Source organism: Streptomyces sp. NBC_01298 (assembly GCF_035978755.1).
Classification (GTDB): domain Bacteria; phylum Actinomycetota; class Actinomycetes; order Streptomycetales; family Streptomycetaceae; genus Streptomyces.
The window spans coordinates 5,817,793-5,842,383 of record NZ_CP108414.1 but is presented as its reverse complement, the minus strand read 5'-3'; the positions used below and the strand labels follow the sequence as shown (position 1 = coordinate 5,842,383).

At 72.7% G+C, this 24,591-nt stretch carries 20 protein-coding genes, 2 tRNA genes and 2 pseudogenes; 12 read left to right on the top strand and 12 right to left on the bottom strand.

What is annotated here, in order from left to right; all coding sequences use genetic code 11:
- Positions 1-4 precede the first annotated feature (4 nt).
- Together OG730_RS26560 and OG730_RS26555 are read right to left on the bottom strand one after the other, a co-directional pair.
- Positions 5-922: a spermidine synthase gene (locus OG730_RS26560; protein ID WP_327306585.1), complete on the bottom strand. Its 918-nt coding sequence runs from the start codon at positions 920-922 to the stop codon at positions 5-7.
- A 56-nt stretch (positions 923-978) separates the two neighbouring features.
- Positions 979-1,395 carry a hypothetical protein gene (locus OG730_RS26555; protein ID WP_327306584.1) on the bottom strand — a complete coding sequence of 139 codons (417 nt, stop codon included), beginning with the start codon at positions 1,393-1,395 and terminating at the stop codon, positions 979-981.
- A 304-nt stretch (positions 1,396-1,699) separates the two neighbouring features.
- Between OG730_RS26555 and OG730_RS26550 the strand changes: the two genes are divergently transcribed.
- Positions 1,700-3,049, top strand: coding sequence for an NsdA family TPR-like regulatory protein (locus tag OG730_RS26550; RefSeq protein WP_327306583.1), 1,350 nt, complete (start codon positions 1,700-1,702; stop codon positions 3,047-3,049).
- A 120-nt stretch (positions 3,050-3,169) separates the two neighbouring features.
- Here OG730_RS26550 and OG730_RS26545 read toward each other — a convergent pair whose 3' ends face one another.
- Positions 3,170-3,763, bottom strand: a complete 594-nt coding sequence (locus tag OG730_RS26545; protein WP_327306582.1) for a histidine phosphatase family protein — start codon at positions 3,761-3,763, stop codon at positions 3,170-3,172.
- A gap of 149 nt (positions 3,764-3,912) precedes the next feature.
- Here OG730_RS26545 and OG730_RS44340 point away from each other — a divergent pair.
- The 4 genes and pseudogenes from OG730_RS44340 to OG730_RS26525 all read left to right on the top strand — a co-directional run.
- A pseudogene (locus OG730_RS44340) lies at positions 3,913-4,545 on the top strand (phosphatase PAP2 family protein); the annotation flags it as partial.
- A gap of 187 nt (positions 4,546-4,732) precedes the next feature.
- Positions 4,733-6,052 carry a hypothetical protein gene (locus OG730_RS26535; protein ID WP_442815026.1) on the top strand — a complete coding sequence of 440 codons (1,320 nt, stop codon included), beginning with the start codon at positions 4,733-4,735 and terminating at the stop codon, positions 6,050-6,052.
- Positions 6,043-7,653, top strand: coding sequence for a hypothetical protein (locus tag OG730_RS26530; RefSeq protein ID WP_327306580.1), 1,611 nt, complete (start codon positions 6,043-6,045; stop codon positions 7,651-7,653). Before OG730_RS26535 ends, OG730_RS26530 begins: the two co-directional genes overlap by 10 nt.
- Positions 7,650-8,993, top strand: coding sequence for an AAA domain-containing protein (locus OG730_RS26525; protein ID WP_327306579.1), 1,344 nt, complete (start codon positions 7,650-7,652; stop codon positions 8,991-8,993). Before OG730_RS26530 ends, OG730_RS26525 begins: the two co-directional genes overlap by 4 nt.
- Positions 8,994-9,042: 49 nt before the next feature.
- Here the strand turns inward: OG730_RS26525 and OG730_RS26520 are convergent, their stop codons facing one another.
- Entirely contained in the window at positions 9,043-9,531 is a 489-nt protein-coding gene (locus OG730_RS26520) for a MarR family winged helix-turn-helix transcriptional regulator (RefSeq protein WP_327306578.1), read from the bottom strand.
- A 114-nt stretch (positions 9,532-9,645) separates the two neighbouring features.
- Between OG730_RS26520 and OG730_RS26515 the strand changes: the two genes are divergently transcribed.
- Entirely contained in the window at positions 9,646-10,344 is a 699-nt protein-coding gene (locus tag OG730_RS26515) for an NADPH-dependent FMN reductase (RefSeq protein ID WP_327306577.1), read from the top strand.
- On the opposite strand, the gene OG730_RS26510 is transcribed toward OG730_RS26515, so the two are convergent.
- On the bottom strand, positions 10,334-11,608 hold the full coding sequence (locus OG730_RS26510) for a M20 metallopeptidase family protein (RefSeq protein ID WP_327306576.1): 1,275 nt from the start codon (positions 11,606-11,608) through the stop codon (positions 10,334-10,336). The two genes, OG730_RS26515 and OG730_RS26510, sit on opposite strands and share 11 nt — an antisense overlap.
- Positions 11,609-11,745: 137 nt before the next feature.
- On the opposite strand from OG730_RS26510, the gene OG730_RS26505 reads away from it, so the two are divergent.
- From OG730_RS26505 to OG730_RS26495, 3 genes and pseudogenes are all read left to right on the top strand, one after another.
- Positions 11,746-12,093, top strand: a complete 348-nt coding sequence (locus OG730_RS26505) for a DUF8844 domain-containing protein (protein WP_327306575.1) — start codon at positions 11,746-11,748, stop codon at positions 12,091-12,093.
- Positions 12,094-12,295: 202 nt separating this feature from the next.
- Positions 12,296-12,869 (top strand): annotated as a pseudogene (locus OG730_RS26500) (bifunctional DNA primase/polymerase).
- Positions 12,860-12,933: transfer RNA gene (locus OG730_RS26495), tRNA-Lys, on the top strand. The pseudogene OG730_RS26500 and the gene OG730_RS26495 overlap by 10 nt, the downstream one beginning before the upstream one ends.
- Positions 12,934-13,051: 118 nt before the next feature.
- Here OG730_RS26495 and OG730_RS26490 read toward each other — a convergent pair.
- Positions 13,052-14,245: a M6 family metalloprotease domain-containing protein gene (locus tag OG730_RS26490; protein WP_442815025.1), complete on the bottom strand. Its 1,194-nt coding sequence runs from the start codon at positions 14,243-14,245 to the stop codon at positions 13,052-13,054.
- Positions 14,246-14,686: 441 nt separating this feature from the next.
- Between OG730_RS26490 and OG730_RS26485 the strand changes: the two genes are divergently transcribed.
- Entirely contained in the window at positions 14,687-16,537 is a 1,851-nt protein-coding gene (locus OG730_RS26485) for a putative bifunctional diguanylate cyclase/phosphodiesterase (RefSeq protein WP_327306573.1), read from the top strand.
- 1 nt (position 16,538) lies between these two features.
- On the opposite strand, the gene OG730_RS26480 is transcribed toward OG730_RS26485, so the two are convergent.
- The 3 genes from OG730_RS26480 to OG730_RS26470 form a co-directional block, all read right to left on the bottom strand.
- The gene (locus OG730_RS26480) at positions 16,539-16,799 is read right to left on the bottom strand and encodes a DUF397 domain-containing protein (RefSeq protein WP_327306572.1); all 261 of its coding nucleotides are present in this window, start codon (positions 16,797-16,799) and stop codon (positions 16,539-16,541) included.
- On the bottom strand, positions 16,759-17,607 hold the full coding sequence (locus OG730_RS26475; RefSeq protein ID WP_327306571.1) for a helix-turn-helix domain-containing protein: 849 nt from the start codon (positions 17,605-17,607) through the stop codon (positions 16,759-16,761). The genes OG730_RS26480 and OG730_RS26475 overlap by 41 nt, the downstream gene beginning before the upstream one ends.
- A 165-nt stretch (positions 17,608-17,772) precedes the next feature.
- Positions 17,773-19,476, bottom strand: coding sequence for a glycosyl hydrolase family 18 protein (locus OG730_RS26470; protein ID WP_327306570.1), 1,704 nt, complete (start codon positions 19,474-19,476; stop codon positions 17,773-17,775).
- A 328-nt stretch (positions 19,477-19,804) separates the two neighbouring features.
- Between OG730_RS26470 and OG730_RS26465 the strand changes: the two genes are divergently transcribed.
- Positions 19,805-20,380, top strand: coding sequence for an NADAR family protein (locus OG730_RS26465; RefSeq protein ID WP_327306569.1), 576 nt, complete (start codon positions 19,805-19,807; stop codon positions 20,378-20,380).
- A gap of 22 nt (positions 20,381-20,402) precedes the next feature.
- Here OG730_RS26465 and OG730_RS26460 read toward each other — a convergent pair whose 3' ends face one another.
- Positions 20,403-21,599 carry an LLM class flavin-dependent oxidoreductase gene (locus OG730_RS26460; RefSeq protein ID WP_327306568.1) on the bottom strand — a complete coding sequence of 399 codons (1,197 nt, stop codon included), beginning with the start codon at positions 21,597-21,599 and terminating at the stop codon, positions 20,403-20,405.
- Positions 21,600-21,839: 240 nt separating this feature from the next.
- Between OG730_RS26460 and OG730_RS26455 the strand changes: the two genes are divergently transcribed.
- Entirely contained in the window at positions 21,840-22,598 is a 759-nt protein-coding gene (locus OG730_RS26455) for an IclR family transcriptional regulator (protein WP_243337173.1), read from the top strand.
- Between the two features lie 92 nt (positions 22,599-22,690).
- On the opposite strand, the gene OG730_RS26450 is transcribed toward OG730_RS26455, so the two are convergent.
- Positions 22,691-22,764: transfer RNA gene (locus tag OG730_RS26450), tRNA-Lys, on the bottom strand.
- 111 nt (positions 22,765-22,875) lie between these two features.
- The gene (locus tag OG730_RS26445; RefSeq protein WP_327306567.1) at positions 22,876-24,552 is read right to left on the bottom strand and encodes an AMP-binding protein; all 1,677 of its coding nucleotides are present in this window, start codon (positions 24,550-24,552) and stop codon (positions 22,876-22,878) included.
- Between the last annotated feature and the right edge of the window lie 39 nt (positions 24,553-24,591).

Genomic DNA, 24,591 nt, shown 5'->3' with positions numbered 1-24,591 from the left:
CGGGTCAGCGGAAGACCGACGGCGGGGGCTCCGGCGAGGCCACCGCCGAGGCGTCCGAGACCGGGGCGGCGCCGCCCGCGAACTCGATGAGGGCGCGGCCGTGTTCGACCCGGCCGGGGTGCGGGTCGCTGGCCACCCGGCGGGTGAACTCCGCGACCGGGAGCTCCCGGTCGGCGGCCACCAGCACGCCGTTGCCGAAGCGTTTCCCCCGCCACACCACGGGGTCGGCCGCCATGGCCAGTTCCTTGAACCGGGAGGCGGCGGTGGCGATCTGGCCCCGCAGATGGGAGAGCGGCGGACCGTCCGCGAGGTTCGCCACGTACCAGCCGCCCGGCGCCAGGGCCCGGCGTACGTCGTCCAGGAACTCGGCGCTCGTCAGGTGCGCCGGGGTGCGGGCCCCGCTGAACACGTCGGCGATGACCAGGTCGGCCCAGCCGTCGGGGATCTTCGCCAGCCCGGCCCGGGCGTCGACCGCGCGGACCCGGACCCGCGCCTGCGGGTCCAGCGGCAGGTGTTCCCGTACGAAGGCCACGAGCCCGGCGTCGATCTCGACGATCTGCTGCGTCGAGCGGGGGCGGGAGGCGGCCGTGTAGCGCGCGAGGGTGAAGGCGCCGCCGCCGAGGTGGAGCACGTTGAGGGGCTGGCGGGCGGGGGCGAAGAGGTCGATCAGGTGACCGATCCGGCGCTGGTAGGAGAAGTCCAGGTGTCCGGGGTCGTCCAGGTCCACGTGCGACTGCGGGGCGCCGTCGATCAGCAGGGTCCAGGCGCGCGACCGCTCCCGGTCGGGCTCCAGGGCGGCGTGGCCGCCGTCCACCTGCCCGGCGGGTGCCTCGGTGCTCTCGCGCCCGCGCCGCTTGTCACCGCTGTCCTTGCCGGTGCTGCCCTTGCCAGTGCTGCCCTTGCCCTTGCCCTTGCTCGCCACACCCTCATTATGGCTGGTCAGGGCCGGGGACCGGGATCGGCGGAGGCGGGCCGGGCTCAGCGGCAGTTGTCGGCGGCCTCGATCAGCCGGGCCGCCTCGCCCAGGGCCGCCCGCAGCACCTCCGGGTCGGTGACCGTCCCGACGGCCTCCGGAGGCAGCAGCCAGCCGGTGTCGCCCGCGGTGGGCGAGGTGTCGCCGAAGCGCATCCCGCGCCCGTTGGTGTGCGTACAGGCACTGCCCGGGAGGTCCCAGCCGTCGGCGGTGCCGGGCGGGACGAGGAAGCCGAGGGTGCTGCCGGAGCCGTCGTGCAGGACCGGGCCGACGCCGCCCGAGCGGCTGGCCTGGCCGGCGGCCCGCTGGATGATGTCGACGGCTTCCAGTCCCTGCCGGGTGGGCACCGTGACCAGGTCCGGGGCGCCCGCGAGGAGGTCCGCTCCGGGCTCGGGCGCGGTCTTCGTGTCCGTACTCTCCATGCCGCCCTCCACCAAGGGAACCCCTCCTCGATCCGCGTACGAGCATCGCGGGAGCGGTCCCGGAAGCCGGCGGGCTTCCTCCCACTCCGCACGGGTTCAACGCACGGGAACGTCAACAGGTGCGGCGGCAAGACGCTGCAAAGGATGGCAGTTCATGGCGGATCGCGGGTGAGATATCCGTTTTGTAGCCAAACACCGAGTCAACCCTCCGTCCGTGGCGGTACGTTCATGCCCGCCGGGCAGCGCGTCACAGGCACCACACAGTCACCGGCAGCGCAATCACTTGCCCAGAGAGGCCGCGTCCATGGCGACGTCCCCCCACTCACCCAACACCCCCTTCCGGCGGCTGCGCGGTCAGCACTCCCCGGCCGAGTTCGCCGCGTTGGTGCGCAGGGCGGCGAAGGAAATCGGAGAAACGGTTTCCTGCGACGCCCGTTACATCGGCCGGGTCGAGTCCGGTGAGATCCGCTGCCCCAACTACGCCTACGAGCGGGTCTTCCTCCACATGTTCCCCGGCCGCACCCTGGCCGATCTGGGGTTCTCCCCGCGCGAGACGGTACGGGGACGGCTGGCGCAGCGCGAACAGGCCGCCCCCTTCTCCGCCTTCGCCAAGCGCCCCCGCCCCACCGGCTCCCCCGCCCCTTCGCGTTCCAAGGAGAGCGACGTGCTGCGTCGCGCGTTCATGGCGGGGGGCTCCGTGACCGTCGCGGCCGCGACCCTCAGCCTCACCCTGCTCGGCGACAGCCGCCGACTCCCCTCCCGCGCCGGCGAGTCCGAGGCGGCCGCCGTCGAGGACGCCGTACGCCAGATCCGGCTGCTGGACGACCGGCACGGCGCCGACGCCCTGTACCGGCGGGCCGCCGAACCCCTGCGCACCGCCTACGCGTTGCTCGACGCGGGGGCGACCCGGCAGTCGACGGAGGACCGGCTGCACGCGGGAGCGGGAGAGCTGGCCATCTCGGTGGGCTGGCTCGCGCACGACTCGGGGCGGTTCGACGACGCCCGCTCGCACTACGCGGAGGCGCTGGCCACGGCCCGGGTCTCCGGGGACGCCGGCCTGGAGGCGCACGCCTTCAGCAACATGGCCTTCCTCGCCCGGGACTGCGGGCGCCCCCGCGAATCGGTACGGGCCGCCCAGGCGGGCCGCCGCGCCGCCCGGTCGCTCGGTTCCCCGCGGCTGCTGTCGCTACTCGCCCTGCGGGAGGCCGGCGGCTGGGCCGGGCTGTCCGACCGCAAGGCCTGCGAGGAGGCGCTGACCCGGGCGCACACGGAGTTCTCGCGCGGCGAGGCGGGGGCCGACCCCGAGTGGATGTCCTTCTTCGGCGAAGCCGAGCTGGAGTCCCTGGAGTCCCGCTGCTGGGCCTCGCTCGGCGAGCACGCCCGGGCCGCCCGGCACGCCCGCCGGGCGGCGGACCTCCAGGACCCGCACTTCGCGCGCAACGTCGCCCTCTACACCGCGGAGCTGGCCGACAACCTGGCCCACGCGGGCGCCCCCGACGAGGCCGCCTGGGCGGGCGGGCGGGTCATGGAGCTGCTGGAGGAGGTCCAGTCGACCCGGATCCAGTCGATGCTGGCGGCGACGGCCCGCACCCTGGTCCCGCACCAGCGCTCCCCGCGCGTGGGCTCGTTCCTCGCCAAGCACGCGTCGGCCTGACCCCCCGGAGGGGGGCGGGCGGGGGCGGCGCGCCGCGCACGAGCCCCTGGGGATCCGCCCCGGACCCCGCTCCTCGAACTCCCCCGGCTACCGCTGGGAGGGGCCCCGGGAGGGGCTGGATCACTCCAGGTGCCCCGTGTCGTTCCAGCGTTCCAGCGCGGGGGCCCCGTACGCCCAGCCCAGGACCGACAGGGAGGTCGGCTCCAGCCGGATGCGGGCGCCGAAGGAGGCCTCGAAGCCGAGCCAGCGCGCGGCCAGCGTGCGCAGGATGTGGCCGTGCGCGAAGACGAGGACGTCGCGTTCGGCCGAGCGTGCCCAGGTGACGACCTCGTCGGCGCGGGCCGAGACGTCCGCGACGGACTCGCCGCCCGGGACCCCGTCGCGCCAGATCAGCCAGCCGGGCCGGATCGCCTGGATCTCGGCCGGGGTCATGCCCTCGTAGTCGCCGTAGTCCCACTCCATCAGCGCGTCCCAGGGCTCCGCCTGGATGCCGAAGCCGGCCAGGTCGCAGCTCTCGCTCGCCCGCACCAGGGGGCTGGTGCGCACCTCCAGCCCGCGCAGGCCCGCCCACGGGTCGCGGGCGAGGCGCTCGCCGAGCAGCTTCGCGCCGCGCTTCCCCTCCTCCAGCAGGGGCACGTCCGTGCGTCCGGTGTGCTTGCCGAGCTGGGACCACGCCGTCTGGCCGTGACGGGCCAAGAGGATGCGGGGGGCCATATGAGTTCTCCCGGTCGAGGGGGTGAGATACGGGCAACGCACCGACGGGCCGACCATTCGCACTGCTTTGCGGGGGTTCCGTCGCCGCTCCATCATCCATCAGGTGAACGCCACGCAACCCTCGCCCCTTCACACACGTCATACGCCGTATGACTAATAGGCGGCAGCCTCCGCGCTGGTGGGCCGAACTGCTGCTCCTGGGGATCGTCTACGCGGCGTACTCGGGTGGCAGACTCCTCGCCCGGGGCGACGTCGGGATGGCGGTGGACCACGGGCTCGCGATCCTGCGCCTGGAGGAGCTCCTGGCGCTGGACCTGGAGCGGCCGCTCAACCGGCTCTTCACCGGCCAGGCGGTCCTCGGCGTACCCGCCGACTTCGTCTACGCCTCCCTGCACTACCTCGTCACCCCCGCGGTGCTGGTCTGGCTCTACCGGCGCCGCCCCCAGCAGTATCGTTTCGCCCGCACCTGGCTGATGACCTCCACCCTCCTCGGGCTCGTCGGCTTCGCCCTGGTGCCCACCTGCCCGCCCCGGCTGCTCGACGCCTCGTACGGGTTCACCGACACGATGGCCCGCTACAGCTCCTACGGCTGGTGGGGCGGGGAGGCCAGCGCGCCGCGCGGGCTCGGCTCCTTCACCAACCAGTTCGCGGCCATGCCCAGCCTGCACGTGGGCTGGGCCCTGTGGTGCGGGATCATGCTGTGGTGCCGCGCGCGCGGGCCGCTGGTCCGGGTGCTCGGGGCCGCGTACCCCGTCCTCACCACCCTCGTGGTCATGGGCACGGCCAACCACTACTTCCTCGACGCCGTCGCCGGGGCCGCCGTAATGGGCGCCGGCTACCTCGCGGCCCGCGCCCTGCCGGCCGCGGTCACGGGGCTCCCCGCGTCCACCGGATCTCCGCACACCACCCGAACAGCCGGTTTCCGCCGTAAGTCCACGATTGTCAGTGGCGGATGGGACACTTCCGCGGGTGAGCTCCTACCCGTCCAGCGGTCAGCCGCCGCAGACCCCTCCGCCGTCCCCCGGACCGACGGCGGGGCCGGCGGCGTGGCGCACCACACAGCCGACGACGCCGCCGTCGAATCTCCCGAATGCCCTGAATGCCCTGAATCCTCCGAAAACGCTGCGGCAACGGCTCGCTGATCTGCGCGGCCCCGACGTCGCGCCGCGCCCGCTCGACGCCCGCGCGCTGGCGGCCCTCGCCGCCAACCCCGGCTGCGGCAGACGCGCCCTGCTCGACGGCGCCGGCGTGGACAAGACCGTCCTGGCGTCGGCCCTCGGCTCCCCCGCGGCCTTCGGGCAGTCGCAGTTCGCCATCGTGCGCGGCAACTCCTTCGAGGCCAAGGTCAAGGGCGACGGCGGAGCGGAGCTCCTGCGGCTGGTGTACGAGCACCTCGGCACGGGATCCGGCGGCGCGGCCGGCCCGCCCGGACCGGACGTCCTCACCCCCGACCTCACCGCCGCGGGCCCCCAGGGCCGCGCCGCCCGCACCGCGCTCGCGCTGCGCGAGGCGACCGCCGCCGGGGCCTGGACCCTGCTCGACCACCCCATGCTCGCGCTGGAGGTGGCCGGCTCCCCCGCCTACCTGGAGCCGGACGCGGTCGTCGTGGACCCCGACGGGCGCTGGACCGTGGTGGAGATCAAGTCGTTCCCGATGATCGACGGGGCGGCCGACGCCGCGAAGGTGGGCGCCGCCGCCCGCCAGGCCGCCGTCTACGTCCTGGCCCTGGAGACGACCGCCGCGAAGGTGGCCGGCGCCGAGGTCGGGCACACCGTGCTGCTCGTCTGCCCCAAGGACTTCTCCAACCTGCCCACCGCGGCCCCCGTCGACGTCCGGCGCGAGCGCTCGGTGACCCGGCGCCAGCTGGAGCGGCTCACCCGGGTCGAGGAGCTGGCCGGGGCCCTGCCCGAAGGCCTCACCTTCGATCCCGCGTGCTCCGCCGAGGAGCTGACCGAGGCCGTCTCGGCCGTGTCCGCCGCCTACGCCCCCGAGTGCCTGGCCGCCTGCGAGCTGGCCTTCCACTGCCGGGACCGGGCGCGCACGGCCGACGAGGTGACCGCGCTCGGCCGCTCCGTACGGGGTGAGCTGGGCGGGCTGACCACGGTCGAGGCCGCCTTGGCGGCGGCCTGCGGTTCGCCCGGCGGGGAGGCCCCCGGCGGGCGGGCCCCCGACCCGGCGGCCCCCGAAGATCCCACGGCCGCCGCCCTGCGCCGGGCCGCCCGGCTGCGCGCCGAGGCGCTGGAGCAGGCCCCCGCCCGCATCCGCACGGAGGCCGCCGCATGTCGCTGATGAACACCCTGGCCCGGCTGGAGGCCGTCCGCGCCGGGCGGGCCCAGCCGCTGGCGACCGTACGGCACCGGCATCTGAGCGAACGCCCGCTGGTCTTCGTACCGCTGACCACGGCGGGCGAGGCCGGGGCTCCGCTCGGCGCGATGATCGGCACCGATCCGGACCGGCCGCAGGTCCTGGCCATACCGCAGCCGCGCGACCGCGACCTGCGGTGGGAGTTCCTGGCGGAGCTGGCCGCGCAGGTGGTCCCGTACATCGAGGGGTACGCGGACGCCGTCGAACCGGTGGAGCGCACCGAGACCGATCCCGCGACGGGCAAGCGGGTCAAGGTGGAGGCCGAGCTCTGCCTGGACGCTCCGCAGCTGATCGTGCCGAGCCGCACGGGCATCGAGTACGTCCGGCTGCTGGGGCGTTCCATGCGGTTCCGGCGGACCGCGGAGGAGGATCCCGAGCACCCGTATCCGGCGCCCGCGCAGGTCCCGCTGCTGGGGCGCTGGTTCACGCACCTCGCCGAGCGCTCCCGGGTGCCCGGCTCCTCGATGCTGCTGTCGGCGACCGACCTGCTGTCGCGGCACTGGGCGACCGGGCAGAGCAATCTGGAGGACCAGCACCTGGGCGCCCTGCTGGCGTGGATCGACCCGCCCGAGGGCGAGTCCGGCGCCGAGCTGGCGCTGCGCGCGGAGCTCGGCCGGGACCCGCGGGGCCTGCTGCTGGTCCCGCCGGCCGGCCCCGCCACCGATCCGGCCTTCGACAACAAGCTGCTGGCCCCGGCCATCGCGAGGTTCGACGCGGCACGGGCGGCTTCCGACGTGAGCGGGAACGGCGACGGACAGCGCGCGGCAGCCGAGCAGGCGGTCCGGCGGCTGGTCGTGGAACAGATGGAGGGCACCTGGCGGGCGGTCTGGGACTCGATCGCCCTGCTGCGCGAACTGCCGGAGGGCGAGCGGGTCGAGGACCGCTGGACCGGTGACCGCTGGTCGTACACCGGCCACCGGGACCGGGTCCGGGCGGGCGAGGGCCCGCAGCCGCGCCGCGACGACGCGGTGACGGCCGCGCGCAAGCTCGCGGCGCGGGAGACCGAGCAGGTGCGGCTCGACGCCCAGGAGGCACTGGACGACCTGCTGGTGATGGCGGGCCGGCGGCTCTCGGGCGAGGCGTTCGCCGGTGAGGTCACCGAAGTGGTCATGGAGTGGACGGAGTCGAAGCGGCCGAGCCCGCGCCCGCTGGTGTGGGTGGCCACGGAGGACCGCCCGCAGCTCACCGAGGACGGCGGCGGAGGCGGGGGCGGCGGGCCGAAGGTCTACCGCTCGCTCGACGGGCGCCCGCAGAGCGCGCAGTTCGTCCGCTGGGAGGAGGACGGCCGGCTCGTGCTGCGCGTTCTCGACAAGATGGGCCGCGGCAAGGACCCGGAGCCGGGCTCGGTGCCGGAGAAGGGCGACCGGGTGTGCTGGACGCTCTTCGAGCACGATGCGCGCGGCGGCCCGAAGCTGCCGGACCCGGAGCAGACCCCGTGGACCCACGGCGGGCCGCCCGCACACCTGACCGGCGCCGCCCCGACGCTGCCACTGCCCGATCCCGTGACCGCCGAGGACCTCCTGTGAGCACCGCGAGCACCGCCTTCGATCCGGGCGCGGCCGCCGGCCGGGCCACCGACGCCATCCTGCGCGACACCCTGCACGGCGCGGCCCGGGGCGTGGTCGTGGACTCCCCGCCCGGGGCCGGGAAGTCCACGCTGGTGGTGCGGGCGGCCCGGGACCTGGCGGCGGCCGGGCGCCGGCTGATGGTGGTCGCGCAGACCAACGCGCAGGTCGACGACCTGGTGCTGCGGCTGCACGCGAAGGATCCCGAGCTGAAGGTGGGCCGGCTGCACAGCAGCGAGGGCGACGCCTACGATCCGGCGCTGCGCGAGCTGGACTCGGTGGTGCTCTCGGCGAAGCCGGGGGACCTCGCGGGGCTGCCGGTCACCATCTCGACGGCGGCCAAGTGGGCTTGGGTCAAGGACGTGGAGCCCTGGGAGCACGCCATCGTGGACGAGGCGTACCAGATGCGCTCGGACGCGCTGCTGGCCGTGGCCGGGCTGTTCGACCGGGCGCTGTTCGTGGGCGACCCGGGGCAGCTCGACCCCTTCAGCGTGGTCGGGGCCGAGCAGTGGGCGGGCCTGTCCTACGACCCCTCCGCCTCGGCGGTGTCCACCCTCCTCGCGCACAACCCCGACCTGCCGCAGCACCGGCTGCCGGTGTCCTGGCGGCTGCCGGCTTCGGCCGCGCCCCTGGTCTCCCGCGCCTTCTACCCGTACACGCGGTTCCGCAGCGGTACGGGCCACGGCGAGCGGCGGATGTCCTACGGGGTCGCGGGCGACGGCTCGGGCCCCGACCGGGTGCTGGACGAGGCCGCCGAGTCGGGGTGGGGCCTGCTCGAACTGCCGGCCCGCCACACCCCGCGCACCGACCCGGAGGCCGTGCGGGCGGTGGCCCTGGTGGTGCGCCGGGCCCTGGACCGGGGCGCCGTGACGGTGGACGAGCAGCCGGGCGGCCCGTCACCGCTGACGGCGGACCGGATCGCGGTGGGCACCGCGCACCGGGACCAGGCGGCGGCGGTCCGGGCGGCGCTGTCCGCGCTCGGGGTCACGGGCGTCACCGTGGACACGGCCAACCGGCTCCAGGGCCGCGAGTACGACCTCACCGTCGTCCTGCACCCCCTGTCGGGCCGCCCGGACGCGACGGCCTTCCACCTGGAGACGGGCCGGCTCTGCGTCCTGGCCTCCCGGCACCGGCACGCCTGCGTGGTGGTGGCCAGGGCGGGGATAGCGGAGCTCCTGGACGCCCACCCGTCCTCGGAACCGGTGCAGTTGGGCGTGACGATGAAGTTCCCGGACGGCTGGGAGGCCAACCACTCGGTACTGGCCCACCTGGCCGAACACCGGGTGGTCTGGCGACCGTAGCCCGGCGGGTCAGCGGGTCAGCGACTCCACGGGGTAGCGGGTCAGCGGCTCAGCGGGTCTTGCGCTCGACGCCGAGGCGGGTGCGGAGCAGTTCGCCCACCTCGGCGAAGGTGCTCAGCTGCTCCGGGGTCAGGATGTCGATCAGGTGGCGGCGCACCGATTCCACGTGGAGCGGGGCGGCCGTCATGATCGTGGTGACGCCCTGCTCGGTGAGCACCACTTCGGCGCCGCGCCCGTCGTCGGCCACCTCCTCGCGGCGGACGATGCCCCGCTGCTCCATCCGGGTGAGCTGGTGGGAGAGCCGGCTGCGGGACCACTGCATGAGGACGGCGAGGGCGCTGATGCGCATGCGGTGGCCGTCGGTGGAGCCGAGGACGGACAGGACGTCGTAGTCGGCTTCGGAGAGCCCGCTGTCCTGGGTCAGATCGCGTGCGATATCGGCGTTGACCAGTGGAAACATCCGCCGCCAGGCGTACCAGGCCTGCTGTTCGGGCTCACTGAGCCAGCGCGGCGCACTCTCGCTCTCTTTCTCGGTCATGGTCGAAGTCTAGACCGGTACGTGACACGTCACCTACCTAGTTGACACATCACCCATCCCCCCGCTCCCATAGGTGACACGTCAACAAAACTGCTCGCCCGCAAGGAGCCCGCCATGCCCAGCCCGACCAGCCCGACCAGCCCGATCCGCCCGACCAGCCCGACCAGCCCGATCCGCCCGACCAGCCCGACCAGCCCGATCCGCCCGACCAGCCCGACCAGCCCGATCCGCCCGACCAGCCCGACCAGCCCGATCCGCCTGCACGTCGTCTCCGCCTCCGTCCGCCCCACCTCCGCCGCACGCCCCCTGGCCCGCTGGGCCGCGGACCAGGCGCATGCGCACGGAGGGGGCCGCTTCGAGGTCACCCCCGTCGACCTCGCCGACGTCGCCCTGCCCTTCCTGGACGAGCCCGAATACGCCTCCACCGGGATCTACACCCACCCGCACACCCGCGCGTGGAGCGCCCTCGTCGACTCCGCCGACGCCTTCCTCTTCGTCCTGCCGATGTACAACGGCGGCTTCACCGCCCCCTTCAAGAACGCCATCGACTTCCTCCACCGCGAATGGCGGGGCAAGCCGGCCGGCCTGCTCTCCTACAGCGCGGGCGGATCCGGCGGCGCCCCGGCCGGCCGGATGCTCCGGCCCGTGCTGGAGGCCGTCGGCATGGTGCCGGCCGGGGCCTCGGTGGCCGTCCCGGGCATCACCGGACTGGTCACGGCCGACGGGTTCCGGGCCCCCGAGGGCCTCGACGGCGAGCTGGCGACCGTACTGGACGAGCTCTCCGCCCTGTCGAGGACGCCGGTCAGCGCGTGAGGAGGCGCGTGACGAGGGACCCCGCCAGGTGGTCGTACGCGGCGTGCGCGTGCAGCCGTACGCCCGTGATCAGGGTGTCGTCGTCGGCGTAGAAACCGGGGTGGTGGTTGCCCACCAGGCCACGGCCGCCGGGGACGGGCGCCGGTTCGCCGCTCGCCGGGTCCAGGGCGGTGTCCTGGACGCCGAGCATCACGTACAGCCCGCCGAAGCGGGTGATGAGTTCGGAGACGTCGTCGTAGCCCAGCGTGCCGCCGACCTCCACCACCCGGTCCGCGCCCGCGACCCGGCGCAGGGTGGGCAGCGCGTCCTCGACCCACGCCGCGTCGTTGTGCACGGCGGGCACGTCCTGGAGCAGTTCGACGGTCGCGGAGGCCCCGTAGGCCTCGGCGGTGTGCTCGGCCAGCGCCGTCAGCCGGCGTTTGACCTCGGGCATGTCCCGCTCCTCGGCGCAGCGGATCGTGCCCCACAGGGTGACGGTCTCCCCGATGACGTTGAACCGGCCGACGTCCTCGATGTGCCCGATGGAGACCGTGACCGGCGAGAACGCCGACACCTGCCGGTAGAGCTGGCCGATCCCGGTGAGCAGCGCCCCGACGGCGGGCATCGGGTCGACGCCGTGCCAGGGGGAGGAGGCGTGCGCCTGCTTGCCGGTGACGGCGACGCGGACCAGGCAGGAGGCCCCGTACATCGGGCCGGACTTGTAGCCCACCCAGCCCTTGGGGTGCGGGGTGACGTGCATGCCGAAGGCCATCGTGGGGACGGGGTCCGCGAAGGCCCCCTCGGCCACCATCAGGCGCGCCCCGCCCTCCTCGTCGACCGGCGGGCCCTCCTCGGCGGGCTGGAACACGAACAGCACGGTTCCGGGCAGCCGTTCTCGTACCCGTACGTCGGCCAGCGCTCGCGCCGCTCCGAGGAGCATCGCGGTGTGGCAGTCGTGGCCGCAGGCGTGCGAGGCGGCGCCGGTGGCGGCGAAGTCCGCTCCGCAGCGGTCGGGAACGGGCAGGGCGTCCATGTCGGCCCGCAGCGCCGCCACCCGGTCCCCGGGCCGGCCCCCGCGCAGCACACCGACCACCCCGTGCCCCGCGATGCCGGTCCGCACCTCGTCCAGTCCGAACCCGGTGAGCTCCCGTGCCACGAGCCGCGCGGTGGCGGCCTCGCGGTTGGGCAGCTCGGGATTGCGGTGCAGATGACGGCGCCAGCCGATCACCTGCTCGATGCCCTCGTCACAGAGCTTGTCCAGCTCCTCGTGCACACCATGGGTCATACGTACGTTCTAGCCCATCCACCGGGGCCCTCGGGCGCCCTTGCGCGAAGCAGGACAATAGACGGTGGCCCGGAAGCTTTTCGACCCCGGAGGCTCTCGGCCCGGAAGCCCTTTCCACGCCCAGCAGGAGGACACGCATGGCAGAGCCCGAGCGGACCGAGCGGAGGCTTCGGCCCGCGCAGTTGCTCTTCGAGCCGCCGGAGACCGTCACGGACCCGGAGCACTTCTTCGACCTCGAATCGATCGAGGACCCGCGGGAACTGCTGGCCCGGGCCACGGAGCTGACCCTGGCCTTCCGCGCCGCCCAGGAGCGGGCGGTGGAGTTCCAGGCGGTGGCGGCGGCGCAGCTCGCGGATCCGCGGCGGTTCGACCGGCTGTCCGCGGCGACGATCGCGGAGCAGGCCGAGTGGACCGAGGACTACGCCCACAAGATGATCGAGTTCGGCGAGTCCCTGCTGCGCGGCACCACCCCCGAGGGCGCGTGAGCAGCCGACCGGAGAACACGCCCGGGACACCCGGGACCCCTGAGGCGCCTGAGACCCATGGGATGCCCGGAAGACACGCCCGGCCTCGACCTCTGGCATATGCAGGGCGCAACATACCCCAGTCCCACCCGGCCTGTCCCGGTTTCCCGTAACTCCCGGAGATCGGTCCGCTACCGCGGGTAGACCTGGACACATGACGACGATGACCGGCTGCCCCGCGCTCGACCCGCGGACGACGACCGCCTCCGCGAACCACGTCACCCCGGCCGGCGCCGCCTGGCTGGCCTCGGCCTCCGCCCGGCCCGGAGGCACGCTGGCCGCCTGGCAGGCCCGGCCCACCGCGCCCGCCGTGCTGCCCTGCGGCACCGCCTTCGACGTCGTCAACGTCCCCCTCGTCCTCGGCCGCCGGATGCTCGACCTGCTGTGGGCCGAAGGCCCCGGCTCCGGGCCGGCGGCCGTGCACCGCGGGCGGACCCTGCTGTTCGCCGCGCCCGGGACGGCCCACCGGCTCCCGGCCCTGCTGGCCTGGGAGGAGTGGAGCACCCCGGTGCCCGCCCCGCTCTGCCACGGCCCCGGCGACGCCGTCACCGTGCCCCCGCTGGCCGCCGGCGGAGGGCCCTCGCGCTGGCTCGTGGCGCCCGACACCCGGTTGCCGTGGCTACCCGGACCCGAGGCACTGCTGTGGGCGTTCGTCCGTGCCACCCGAGCTGCGGATATCGATTTTTCCGATCGCCGCCGGGGGTGCTAATGTCTCTCTCGTCACCAAGCGCCGCTAGCTCAGTTGGTTAGAGCAGCTGACTCTTAATCAGCGGGTCCGGGGTTCGAGTCCCTGGCGGCGCACAGACGGAAAGAGACCCCCACGCGAGTGGGGGTCTTTTTCGTGTCCCGCCTCTCGTCTCTCGTCTCTCGTCTCTCGTCTCTCGTCTCTCGCCCCTCGCCCCTACCGCTACGGCTACCGCTACCGCGTGATCTTCACCGTGTACGCGCCCGACGGCGTGCGGTCCGCCACCTCGACGGTGATCCCCTCACCCGGGACGGTGAAGGTCTCTCCCACCTCCAGCGGGGCGTCCGCCAGCGGCGGGTACACCGACCGGTCCCAGCAGGCCTCGGTGTCGGGATGCGCGTCCACGACCTCGATGGGCCCGCCGCCAGAAGCCGCCTCGTTGCGGACCCGGTAGACGAGGACCCCCTCGGTGCAGGTGTCCCCGTCGTTGCCGGCGGAGCCCCGTGCCTCGACGGCGATCGCGCTGCCGGGACCCGTACGGACCACCGCCATCCGCGTGCCGCCCGTACCGCCCGGGCGCGGGGCCTCGGACAGCGGCTGGAGGGTGTGCAGGGAGGAGCCGGATCCCACGCAGTCCACCTGGGAGGCGTCCAGCCAGCCGAGCTTCCACTTCTGCCAGGCGAAGAGGTCGGGGGCCATGCCGAACTGGCTGCCCATGACGTCCCAGTCCCCGACGTACGTGTCCCAGTCGCCCTTGCCGTCCGAGGGGCGGTGGTAGAGGTCGGGCAGGTCGAAGACGTGCCCGGTCTCGTGGGCCAGCACGTTGCGGTCCGGCGGGTGCTTCTCGAAGACCGTGACGATGCGGCGCAGGTCGGCGCCGTCCGCCCGGATCGGCTGCTCGAAGTTGACGACCTTGGTGGCGTCGGAGTCGACGCCGGGCGCGTCCGGGTCGGCGACGAAGTAGACGACGTCGTACCGGCTGAAGTCCACCGAGGGATCCGCTCCGGCCACCGCGTCGCGCAGGTAGGAGGCCCGGTCCGCCGGGGCCCAGTCGCGCTGTATCCCGTAGGCGGCGGACGGCTTCGGCATCTGGATCCACTGCTTCTGCGGGTGCGCGACCAGCCGGAAGCGGCCGTAGGAGGCCCGCTCGAAGAACTCGCTGGTCGCCGGGAAGTAGTCGGCGGTGAGTTCCTCGGTGGTCAGCGCGGTGCGGTGGTCGGGGAAGGAGAGGAAGACCATGACCGCGTTGAGGGTGCGCTCGGGCTTGGGGTAGGCGCCGTTCCAGCTGTCCAGGCCCAGGGAGTGGTGGGCCGCGGTACGAGTCAGCGCGCACGGTCCGGCTCCGGGAGCGGCGACCGCGGGTCCCGCGACGAGCGACATGGCGGCGAGCGCCGTCAGGGAAGTGAGCGCCGCCGCCGTGGTTCGCATGCGGGAGCGGTCCACTCCCCCGGGTGTCTGCTGTCGCGGCACATCGACCTCCGGTGGTGGATTAGTACCTCTTCATCCACCTTGGGGCGATTGTCTTACTAATGCCCTGTTCCGCTGCCCCACACGAGTGAGCACTAGGGCAAGCCGGTGACGCCGGGTTTCGCACATGCGCCTACGGAAAGTCACGAGTGATCAGGTCGGGACAGGGGTGGGCGCCGGACGCTCACAGCCGTGCGGAAACGATCATTCGGCGTCAGGCCGACGATCCGTCATCACACCGAACTCCCGCGTCACATACGGCGTCGCCGCTGGATAGGGCCGTCCGGGAACCTCTATGATCGGCACACTTTCCTGCACGGACACTCACACGCACTGCGGGAGCCAACGGTGAGCGGAACCCCAGATGGACCCGGGTCGGCGGCCGACGGCATCCGACCGGCCATGACGCAGCGTCACCCGGCGACGCCGGCGGCGACGGCAACTCCGGACCGCGACGACCACCGGGCCGACCAGCAGCCCGGCCACCAGCCCGACCACCGGGCCGACTATCGGGCCGCCTTCAACGCGGCCCACCTCCCCATGGCCGTCGTCGACCGCACCGGCCACATCGCCGGAGCCAACCAGGCCCTCGCCGCGCTCCTCGGCTCCGAGCCGCACGTCCTCGCCGGACAGTCCGCCGCCGAGCTGGTGGACCTGGCCTCCGAGGCCCGGACCTGGCACGCCTACAAGGAGGTGCTGCGCGGCCGGCAGGCCCGGCTCCGCTGCACCCGGCGCCTCAAGCACCCCGACGGCCACTCCCTGTGGACCGAGATCACCCTCGGCCCCGTCCCCGGCACGGGCGACGTGCTGCTGTCCGTCGCCGACATCAGCGACCGGCGCGACCTCCAGGCCCGGCTGCGCCACCTCCAGATGCACGATCCGGTGACCCGGCTCGCCAACCGGGCGCTGTTCTTCGAGCGGCTCTCCGCCGCCCTGGAGGCCTCCTCGTACGGGCAGAGCGGCACGGGCCGGATCGGGCTCTGCTACCTGGACCTCGACGGGTTCAAGGCCGTCAACGACACCCTCGGCCACCGGGTCGGCGACCGGCTGCTGACCGCCGTCGCCCAGCGGCTCACCCAGTGCGCCGACCAGTCCGGCTACGGGCGCACCGGCGGTCACCTGGTGGCCCGGCTCGGCGGCGACGAGTTCGCCCTGCTGGTCGAGGAGTCCACCGGCACCGAACAGCTCGTGGACCTGGCGCGGAGCGTCCTGGCCGCCGTACAGGAGCCCTTCGACCTGGCCGGTCAGCGGCTGTCGGTCTCCGCGTCCATCGGCGTGGTGGAGCGGGCGGCCGCCGGGACCTCGGCGACCGGCCTGATGCAGGCCGCGGACACGACCCTCTACTGGGCCAAGGCGGACGGCAAGGCCCGCTGGACCCTCTTCGACCCGGAGCGCAACGCGCACCGGATGACCCGGCAGGCCCTGGCCTCGACGCTGCGGCCGGCCGTGGAGCGCGGCGAGTTCACCGTGGAGTACCAGCCGCTGGTGGACCTCGAGAGCGGGGCGGTGCGCGGGGTGGAAGCCCTGGTGCGCTGGAACCATCCGCAGTTCGGCATGCTGACGCCGAATCGGTTCATCGGAATTGCCGAAGAGGACGGCTCCATCGTCCAGTTGGGCCGCTGGGTGCTCCAGACCGCCTGCCGACAGGCCCGGCGCTGGCAGATCGAGCAGCCCAGCGACTCCCCCGTCTTCGTCTCCGTCAACGTGGCCGTCCGCCAGGTCTGGGACTCCGACCTCGTCGGCGACGTCGCCGAGATCCTGGCGGAGACCGGCCTGGCCCCCCAGCTCCTCCAGCTCGAACTGACGGAGTCGGCCGTCATGGGCTCGGCGGGCCGCCCGCTCCAGGCCCTCCAGGCGCTGAGCGACATGGGGGTGCGGATCGCCATCGACGACTTCGGCACCGGCTACTCGAACCTGGCCTACCTCAGCCGCCTGCCCGTCTCCGTCCTCAAACTGGACGGCTCCTTCGTCCGCGGCTTCCGCTACGAGGAGGGCTCCCACCCGAACCCGGCCGACGAGACCATCGTCGAAGCCCTGGTCCAGCTCGCGCACCGGCTGGGCCTGACGGTGACGGCCGAATGCGTGGAGACCGCCGACCAGGCGGCCCGCCTGCGGCACATCGGCTGCGACACCGGCCAGGGCTGGCTCTACTCCCGGGCGGTGCCCCCGGAAGCGATCGCAGCCATCATCAGCCGCCAGGCGGCGACGGGCCCCGCCCACCCGGAGGGGCCGGCGCCGCACCCCGAGGTGTGAGTCAGAGACTCCGGAGGAAGGCCCCGAAGGCCTCGGGCGCGACGGTGAAGGCGGGGCCGTCGGGGCGCTTGGAGTCCCGGACGGCGATGCGGCAGGGCTGGGCGGCGATCTCCACGCACTCGCCGCCGTTGGTGCTGCTGGACGAAGCCTTGCGCCAGGCGGCCGTGCCGAGGGGGGCGCATTCGACGCACTCGCCGCCGGTGTTGCCGCTGTAGCTCGACTTACGCCACGCCGCGCTGGTCAGGTTCTGGCTGGTGCCCATAGCGTTCCTCCATTACGCGGATGATCAATGCCGCCGATTCCTCCACGGAGAGAGCAGCGGCCTGCAGGTGAGCGTAACGAAGAGCAGCTTCCTTCACCGTGTCCGGGTTGGCCGTCATACGCCCGGAGATGAGGTCCTCCGAGTAGACGATGTCCGGATCACCATCGAACCTCATCGTGCTGAACGAGCCGATAAGACTGGCGTGTTCACCGGCCGAGAACGGCAACACCTGAATCTTGACCCACCGCCTGTTCCGGAAGGTCAAGAGATGAGCGAGCTGTTCCCTCATGGCCTCCCGGCCACCGATCGGCCGGTACAGGGCGGCTTCGTCCAGCACCACCCACACCATGGGCGGACGGTCTCGGTCCAGTATCCGCTGACGATCGAGGCGGGCTGCGACCAAATCATCCAGATCATCGGGCAACCCGCTGGCCAGTACGGCGCGTGCGTAGCGAGGCGTCTGCAAGAGCCCGTAGACCAACTGAGCCTGGTACGTGGAGATGTAAGCCGCCTTCGCCTCCATCTCCGCGAACGGCTGGAACCACGGCGGCAGCACGCTCCGTAGGACGAGCCCGACCAAGCGGGAGAAGTGCCCGTCCGTGCCCAGGGCGGCGTCGAGCCGCTCCGAGAAGTCCCGGGTCGGGATCTTCTTGGTCGTCTCCACCTGCCCAATCAGGGAGGCGGCGCAAAAGATGATGTCGCCCAGCTGCTGCTGCTTCAGGCCGGCGGCCTCCCGCAGGCGGCGGAGTTCATTGCCGTAGTAGTCCAGCGGCGAGGCGCTGGGATCGAGAGCGCGGATGTTGACCATGGGATGGTCACCCCCATGAGGACGCGTGCGGATCCAATTCGTCGCCGAGCGTAGCGACCACCGCACGCTCCGGTACGGGGAATCCCGCAACCATGTCACACAGCGGCCCCCGCACCCTGGGAGGGGAGTGCGGGGGCTGCCGGCGCTCGGCGCGGGGTGGGGGGATCAGCAGGCGCCGAGGTCCTTCCAGACACCCCATTCACCGGTGGTGCCGGGCACCTCGTTCTGCGTCCACCACTGGGCCTTGTACTTGCGGCCGTTGTACGACACCTCGGTGCCACCGGTGTAGACGTTGCCCGCGACGTAGGCCGGAGCGGTGCAGCCCGCGGGCGGCGTCGTCGGAGGCGTGGTCGGCGGGGTGGTCGGCGGCGTCGTGGGCGGGGTGGTCGGAGGCGTGGTCGGCGGGGTGGTCGGCGGCTGGGTGGTGCCGCCGAGGGAGTCCGAGATCTGGTTCAGCAGGGTCGCGTTGGCGTCCAGGCCGAGCAGGGAGTACATCATCGCGCCGGCCAGGCCGCGCTGCTTGCCGTAGTCGACACGGGCCTGGATGGACTTCTGGTTGAGGCCGGTGAAGAACTCGCCGTCCTTGTAGAAGTACGAGGCCTTGGCCTGGTCGTCCCAGAAGGTGGTCGCCGGGTTGTCGACGATGCCGCCGAGCTCCTTGTAGAGCGCGATGCCGGCCTGCTGGCTGGTCGGACGGGCGGCGGAGGCCAGGGTGGCGGGCTGGGCGAGACCGTTGGTGGTACCGGGCTGCACGCCCTTCCAGCCGCGGTAGTAGAACTCGTAGCCCAGGACCAGCTTGTTGGCCGGGAAGCCGCCGGTGATGCCGTAGGCGGCGTTGCCGTCGATCCAGGAGTCGATGGCGTTCTTGACGCTGTACTTCTCGGTGCCCGGGGCGATCACGTCGGTCGGGTCGGACGACGAGGGCAGCAGCGGGGACTGGTGGTACGTCGGACCGTCCGAGTCCCAGGCGCCGTGCATGTCGTACGTCATGATGTTCGCGTAGTCGAGGTACGCGCCGATCTTGTCCGTCTCGATGTACTTGATCTTGTCCTGGCCGGCCGGGAGGGCCGAGGTCAGCAGGTACTTCTTGCCGCCGTTGGCCGCGCCGTAGGCGTCGAGCTGGCTGCGGAACTCCTTGAGCAGGAGCGTGAAGTTCTGCTTGTCCTCGGGGGCGTAGTGGTTGCCGAGGTGGCCGCCCGACGAGCCCGGGTACTCCCAGTCGATGTCGATGCCGTCGAAGATGCCGGCCGCGCTGCCCGCGCCGCCGTAGCCGCCCTCGACGGGCAGGTTGCCCTTGATGTACTGGTCGATGCAGGAGGTGACGAGCTTCTTGCGGGAAGCGTCGGTCTTGGCCGCGTCGCTGAAGTACTTCGAGTAGGTCCAGCCACCGAGCGAGATGTTGATCTTCAGGTTCGGGTACTTCACCTTGAGCTGCTTGAACTGGTTGAACACGCCGACGATCGGCTGGTCCCACTTGTCCGCGACGCCGCTGACGCTGTCGGCCGCGCTGAAGGACTTCTGGTAGTCGGCGTACGAGTCGCCCGCACCGTCACCGGCGCTGGCGTTGTTGTCGTCGCCCGCCGCCTTGTTCGCCTCGAAACAGGTGAGGTTGGTGGGGTGGATGTTGCCGAACGAGTAGTTGATGACGTCCAGCTTGCTCGCTATGCCACGGGTGTCGAGGTGCTTGGGATAGAACGCGTTCCCGTACACGGACCACTGGTCGTAGTAAGCGATCTTGACGTTGCCGGCCGTCGCGGTGGTCCCGGCCTCGGCGGCCGAGGCGGTGGTGAGTCCCGCGAAGGCGGCCAGCGTGCCGCCGGCCAGCGCGGCCGTGGCGGCGGCCGCGATGAGGGATTTACGGATGTGCATGAACTGCCTCCGGGGAGTGGGAGGGGAAGGCAAGACTTCAGGTGGGGATAGTGATAGCGATCACTCCGGTCCCGAGTCAATGGTTTGGACCAAAGAAGGACTAGACCACTCACCGACCAGAAGCCCACGTCAGGGACTTGGGACCACACCAAAAATCACCCGCCACCCATGGTGACGAGCGATTTAAGGCTGCCTTCATTCACCCTCCGGCAAGGTTTCAGCAACAAACCAGCCAAACTCCGGATGTCGGCGCGTGTGAGGCGCTAGGGGCTGCTGCGCATCCGTAAACCCTTCCGGGGGGACGCGCGTCGGGCGGCAGAATCACCGGATGATCGGCAACCGAGTCACCCATCGCACCGTGGACGGCATCCGCATACCGGGCACTTGGCGGCCCGCCTTCATCCGCAACGGCCACCACCACCTGATCGACCTCTTCATCTACGCCGACGGGCTCATCGACTGCTGGGGCCTGTGCACCGTCGAGGAGTTCGAGGAGAAGCTACGGATCGGCTGGGTGGCCACCACCGTCCCCGAAGGCGCTGCCGCGGCCGCGCCCGGGATGGGAGAGTGGCTGTCCGTCGCGGATCCAGAGGTGAGCGAGGCGGTCACCGTGACGGAGACGTACCGCGAAGCGCGCAAGCTCGCGCTGATGGCACCGCGCCGTAAGGGCTGGGAGCAAGCGCGTGCCGCCTTCATGACCAGCCTGCTGCGCGCCAAGTACGACCAGCACCCCGAGCTCGCCGACATCCTGCTGGCGACGGACGACGCCACCCTGGTCTACGACGACTTCGACTCGGCCTTCTGGGGGCACAATGCCGGCCAGGGCCGCAACTGGACGGGCCGGCTCCTCAAACTGGTCCGGTCCGAGCTGCACATGCGGCGGTCCGGGATCCCCTGCCCGTAGACGGACCGGGGAGGGCCGGGGCTCAGGCGCCGAGGGTCGGCATGCCGTACGCGTCCGCGACGAGGGCGTACGAGCGGAGGCGGGCCTCCCCCGCGTGGGCGTTGGCGGTCAGCATCAGTTCGTCCGCGCCGGTCAGCTTCGCGAGGGCGTCCAGGCCCTGCGTGACCTCGTCGGGGGTGCCGTGCACCACGCTCGCGAGGCGGTCGTCCACGAACTCCCGCTCCAGCGGCGTGTACGGGTACGCCGCCGCCTCCTCGGGCGTCGGGACCAGCCCGGGCCGCCCGCTGCGCAGCCGGAGCATCGACAGCGCGCCGGTCAGCACCTGCGCGCGGGCCTCCGCGGCGGTGTCGGCGGCGAGGGCCGCGACTCCGATGACGGCGTACGGGGCGTCCAGGACGGCCGAGGGGCGGAAGGACTGCCGGTAGAGGTCGAGGGCGGGCAGGGTTCCGGCCGGGGAGAAGTGGTGTGCGTAGGCGAAGGGCAGCCCGAGTCCGCCGGCGAGGCGGGCGCTGAAGCCGGAGGAGCCGAGCAGCCAGATGGGAGGCCGTGCGGCGGGGCCCTGGACGGGGCCCGGCACCGCGTGCACGCGGGCGTACGGGTGCCCGTCGGGGAAGTCGTCGTCGAGGAAGCGGATCAGCTCCGCGAGCTGCCGGGGGAACTCGTCCACGGCCTCGTCACGGCGCCCGGGCCCGCGCAGGGCGGCGGCCGTCTGCCCGTCGGTGCCGGGCGCGCGGCCGAGGCCGAGGTCGATCCGGCCCGGGGCCAGGGCCTCCAGGGTGCCGAACTGCTCGGCGATGGCGAGCGGGGCGTGGTTGGGCAGCATGACCCCGCCGGAGCCGAGCCGGATCCGGGAGGTGTGGGCGGCGAGGTGGGCCAGGATCACGGCCGGGGAGGAGCTGGCGACCCCGGGCATCGAGTGGTGTTCGGCGACCCAGTGGCGGTGGTAGCCCCGGGACTCGGCGAGCCGGGCGATGTCGACGCTGGTGCGCAGGGAGGCGTACGCGGTGCTGCCGGCGCCCACGGTGACGAGGTCGAGCACCGAGAGCGGCACCGGCGCGCGGCCCAGGGCCGTCCCGCGGATCTCTCCCCCGCCCGATGTTCCGCCCGATGTTCCGCCCGATATGCCGCCCGGCCCGTCGCCCGGCCGACCGCCCGATCCGTCGCCCGGACGGTCGGCTCCCCGTCGTCCAGCGTCTCCCGCGCCTCCGGTGTCACTCATCGTCTCTCCCGCTCCGCTCGCCCGTCCGTCCTCGTCCGTACGAAGAACCCGAACCGCGCGGCCGGTCCGGGCATTCCCGGCACTCTCGGACACCACGCATGACCTTGGCATATGCCATCGGAGTAGATCCAGGCAGAGCGATGTAATCGAGCCATCAATCTCATCAACAGGCGCTCCACACGGGCCTCTTGATGGCTATCGTGTGAGAGCAAGCGGTAACAACCTGCTAGGGGGAAAACCGTGGCGCTGAAGCCCGAGCCGACCGCGCCGTTCCACTCGGTGCAGTACGCCCTGCGCGTACTCGAAACGGTCGCACGCCATACCGGCGGCGTGACCGACGTACAGATCGCGCGTGAGACCGGCCTGCCCGCGGTCCACCTCGCCCCGATGCTCCTCATGCTGCGGCGTGAGGGGTACGTACTGCAGGTGTCCGACGGGGCCTACGCCATCGGGGACTCCCTCGTGCTGCTCGGATCCGGCGTCGACCGCCAGCAGGCGCTGCAGGACAAGCTCCAGGACACCCTGGACCGGCTGCGGGACTCCGTCGGCGCCGCGGTCTACATCAGCCGGTACGTGGACGGCGAGGTCCGGATCACCCAGTTCGCGGACAGCCCGCGCACCCCCAAGGTCCACGAGTGGGTCGACTTCCGCTCGGCGGCCCACGCCAGCGCGGTGGGCAAGTGCCTGCTGACCCAGCTCGACCTGGACGGACGGCGCGACCACCTGTCCCGGCACAAGATCGCCCGGCTGACCTCGAAGACCATCGTGAACGAGCGGATCCTCTTCTCGAAGCTGGACAGCCAGCCGGCCACGGTGCCCACGCTCGACCTGCAGGAATACGCCGTCGGCACGGTCTGCGCGGCCGTCCCGATCACGGCCGGGGCCTCGGTGGGCTGCCTGGCCCTGTCGCTGCCCGTGGAGCACGCCCACCGCCTGCGGGCCGCGGCCGACGTGCTGAACCGCAAGGCCGCGCCGCTGCTGCTGTCGCTCACCCTCTGAAGGGGGGAGGCGGGCGGGCTCCCACCCACGCGAGCACCCGGAAAACACTTCGGGCGGTTCCCGGTGAAACCGGAAACCGCCCGAAGGACAGGTGCGCCGCCAGGGACTCGAACCCCGGACCCGCTGATTAAGAGTCAGCTGCTCTAACCAACTGAGCTAGCGGCGCCTGCTGACATCGAAAATACTACCTGCTCCTCCGGGGTGCTCAAAACCGGTTCCGGAACCGCCCGCTGCGACCCCTCGCGCGGCCCTTCGCCGACCCCGCCAGTGGCCGCGGTCAGCGGCCCAGCAGATCGGCGCGGCCCTGGGTCTCGTAGGCCTCCAGGAGCCCCTCCAGGTCCTCCGCTTCCAGCCTCCGGTACGCGTCCTCGCCGCGCGGCCGCCACCAGACCGGGTCGGTGGTCCGGAAGGCCTCGGCGCGCAGGGAGACCCGGTGGACCTTGTTGGTCGCCGTGGTCGGCATGGCGCCGACCACGCGTATGTAGCGCGGGGCCATCTTGGTGCCGAGGTCGGGCTGGGCGGCGAGGAAGGACGCGAAGCCCTGCGGGGAGAAGACGGCCCCCTCGCGCAGGGCCACGGCCGCCATGACCTGGTCGCCCGCCACCTCGTCCGGTACGGCGTACACGGCCACCGCCGCCGCCCGGGTCCAGCGGGCCAGGATGTTCTCGATCACCGCGGCGGCCAGGTTCTCGCTGTCGACGCGCAGCCGGTCGTCGGTGCGGCCGGCGAAGTAGAGGAAGCCCTCGGGGTCGCGGAAGAAGAGGTCCCCGGTCCAGTACCAGCCCTCGCGGGTGCGGGCGGCCTCCGCGTCGGGGTTGCGCCAGTAGCCCTCGAAGAGGCTGCGGCCCTTGTTGACCAGCTCGCCGATGGCCTCGGAGCCGTTGAGGAGCCGGCCGCGGGCGTCGAGCTCGGCCGGCGGGCACTCGCGGCCGGTCTCCGGGTCGATGACGGCCAGGTCGTCGCCGGCGCCCGCGCGGCCCAGCGCGCCCGGCGGGGTGTCGGGGGTGCGCTGGACGGAGGCGCCGCCCTCGGTGGCCCCGTAGCCCTCGACGAGGCGGACCCCGAAGCGCTCGGCGAAGCGGGCCGCGTCGACGGCGCCGGCCTCGGTGCCGAAGCCCAGGCGCAGGGTGTGCGCGCGGTCGTCGGGGCGGGGCGGGGTGGCGAGGAGGTACTGCACCGCCCGGCCTACGTAGGTGAAGTACGTCGCCTCGTAGGCCCGTACGTCGTCCAGGAACGCGGAGGCCGAGAAGCGCCGGCGCAGGGCCACGGCGGCCCCGCCCGCGAGGGCGGGGAGCCAGTCGGCGATGACGGCGTTGCCGTGGAAGAGGGGCATGCAGATGTAGTGGACGTCGTCCGGGGTGACCGAAAAGTGACGTGCGAGCGAGGCGCCGGCGCCGGCCAGGCGGCCCTGGGTGCAGATGGCGGCCTTCGGGGCTCCGGTGGAGCCGGAGGTGAAGTAGAGGAGCAGCCGGGAGGACGGGGTCGGACCGGGGCCGAGCGTCGCGTCGCCGGGCTTCGCGCCCGCGTACGGGGCGAGCAGGGCCGCGTACTCCTCCGTGTCCGTCACGAGCAGGCGTACGCCGGGCAGGTCCAGGCCGCGCAGGAGCGGCAGGTGGGTCCGCTCGGTCACCAGGATCCGGCAGTCGGTGTGCAGGATGTCGCGGGCCAGCTCGGGGCCGCGCCGGGTCGGGTTGATCCCGGCGACGGCGGCCCCGGCGAGGGCCGCCGCGCCGAGCCAGAACGGGAACTCGGGGGTGTTGTCGAGCAGCACCCCGATGTGCGGCTCCGCCCCCGGCGGCAGCAGGTCGACGAGGAGCGCGGCGCGCGCCGCGGCCTCCAGGGCGGTCCGGTGGTGGCTGAGGACGCCGTCGGCGTACTTCAGACCGGGCCGGTGGTCGCCCCATTGGCTCGCGATGAGCTCCGCGACGGTCTCGGGTGTCCTCGTCGTCCGCATGCCGCCGGAGAATAGCTGACGTTCCGTCAGAATTGAACG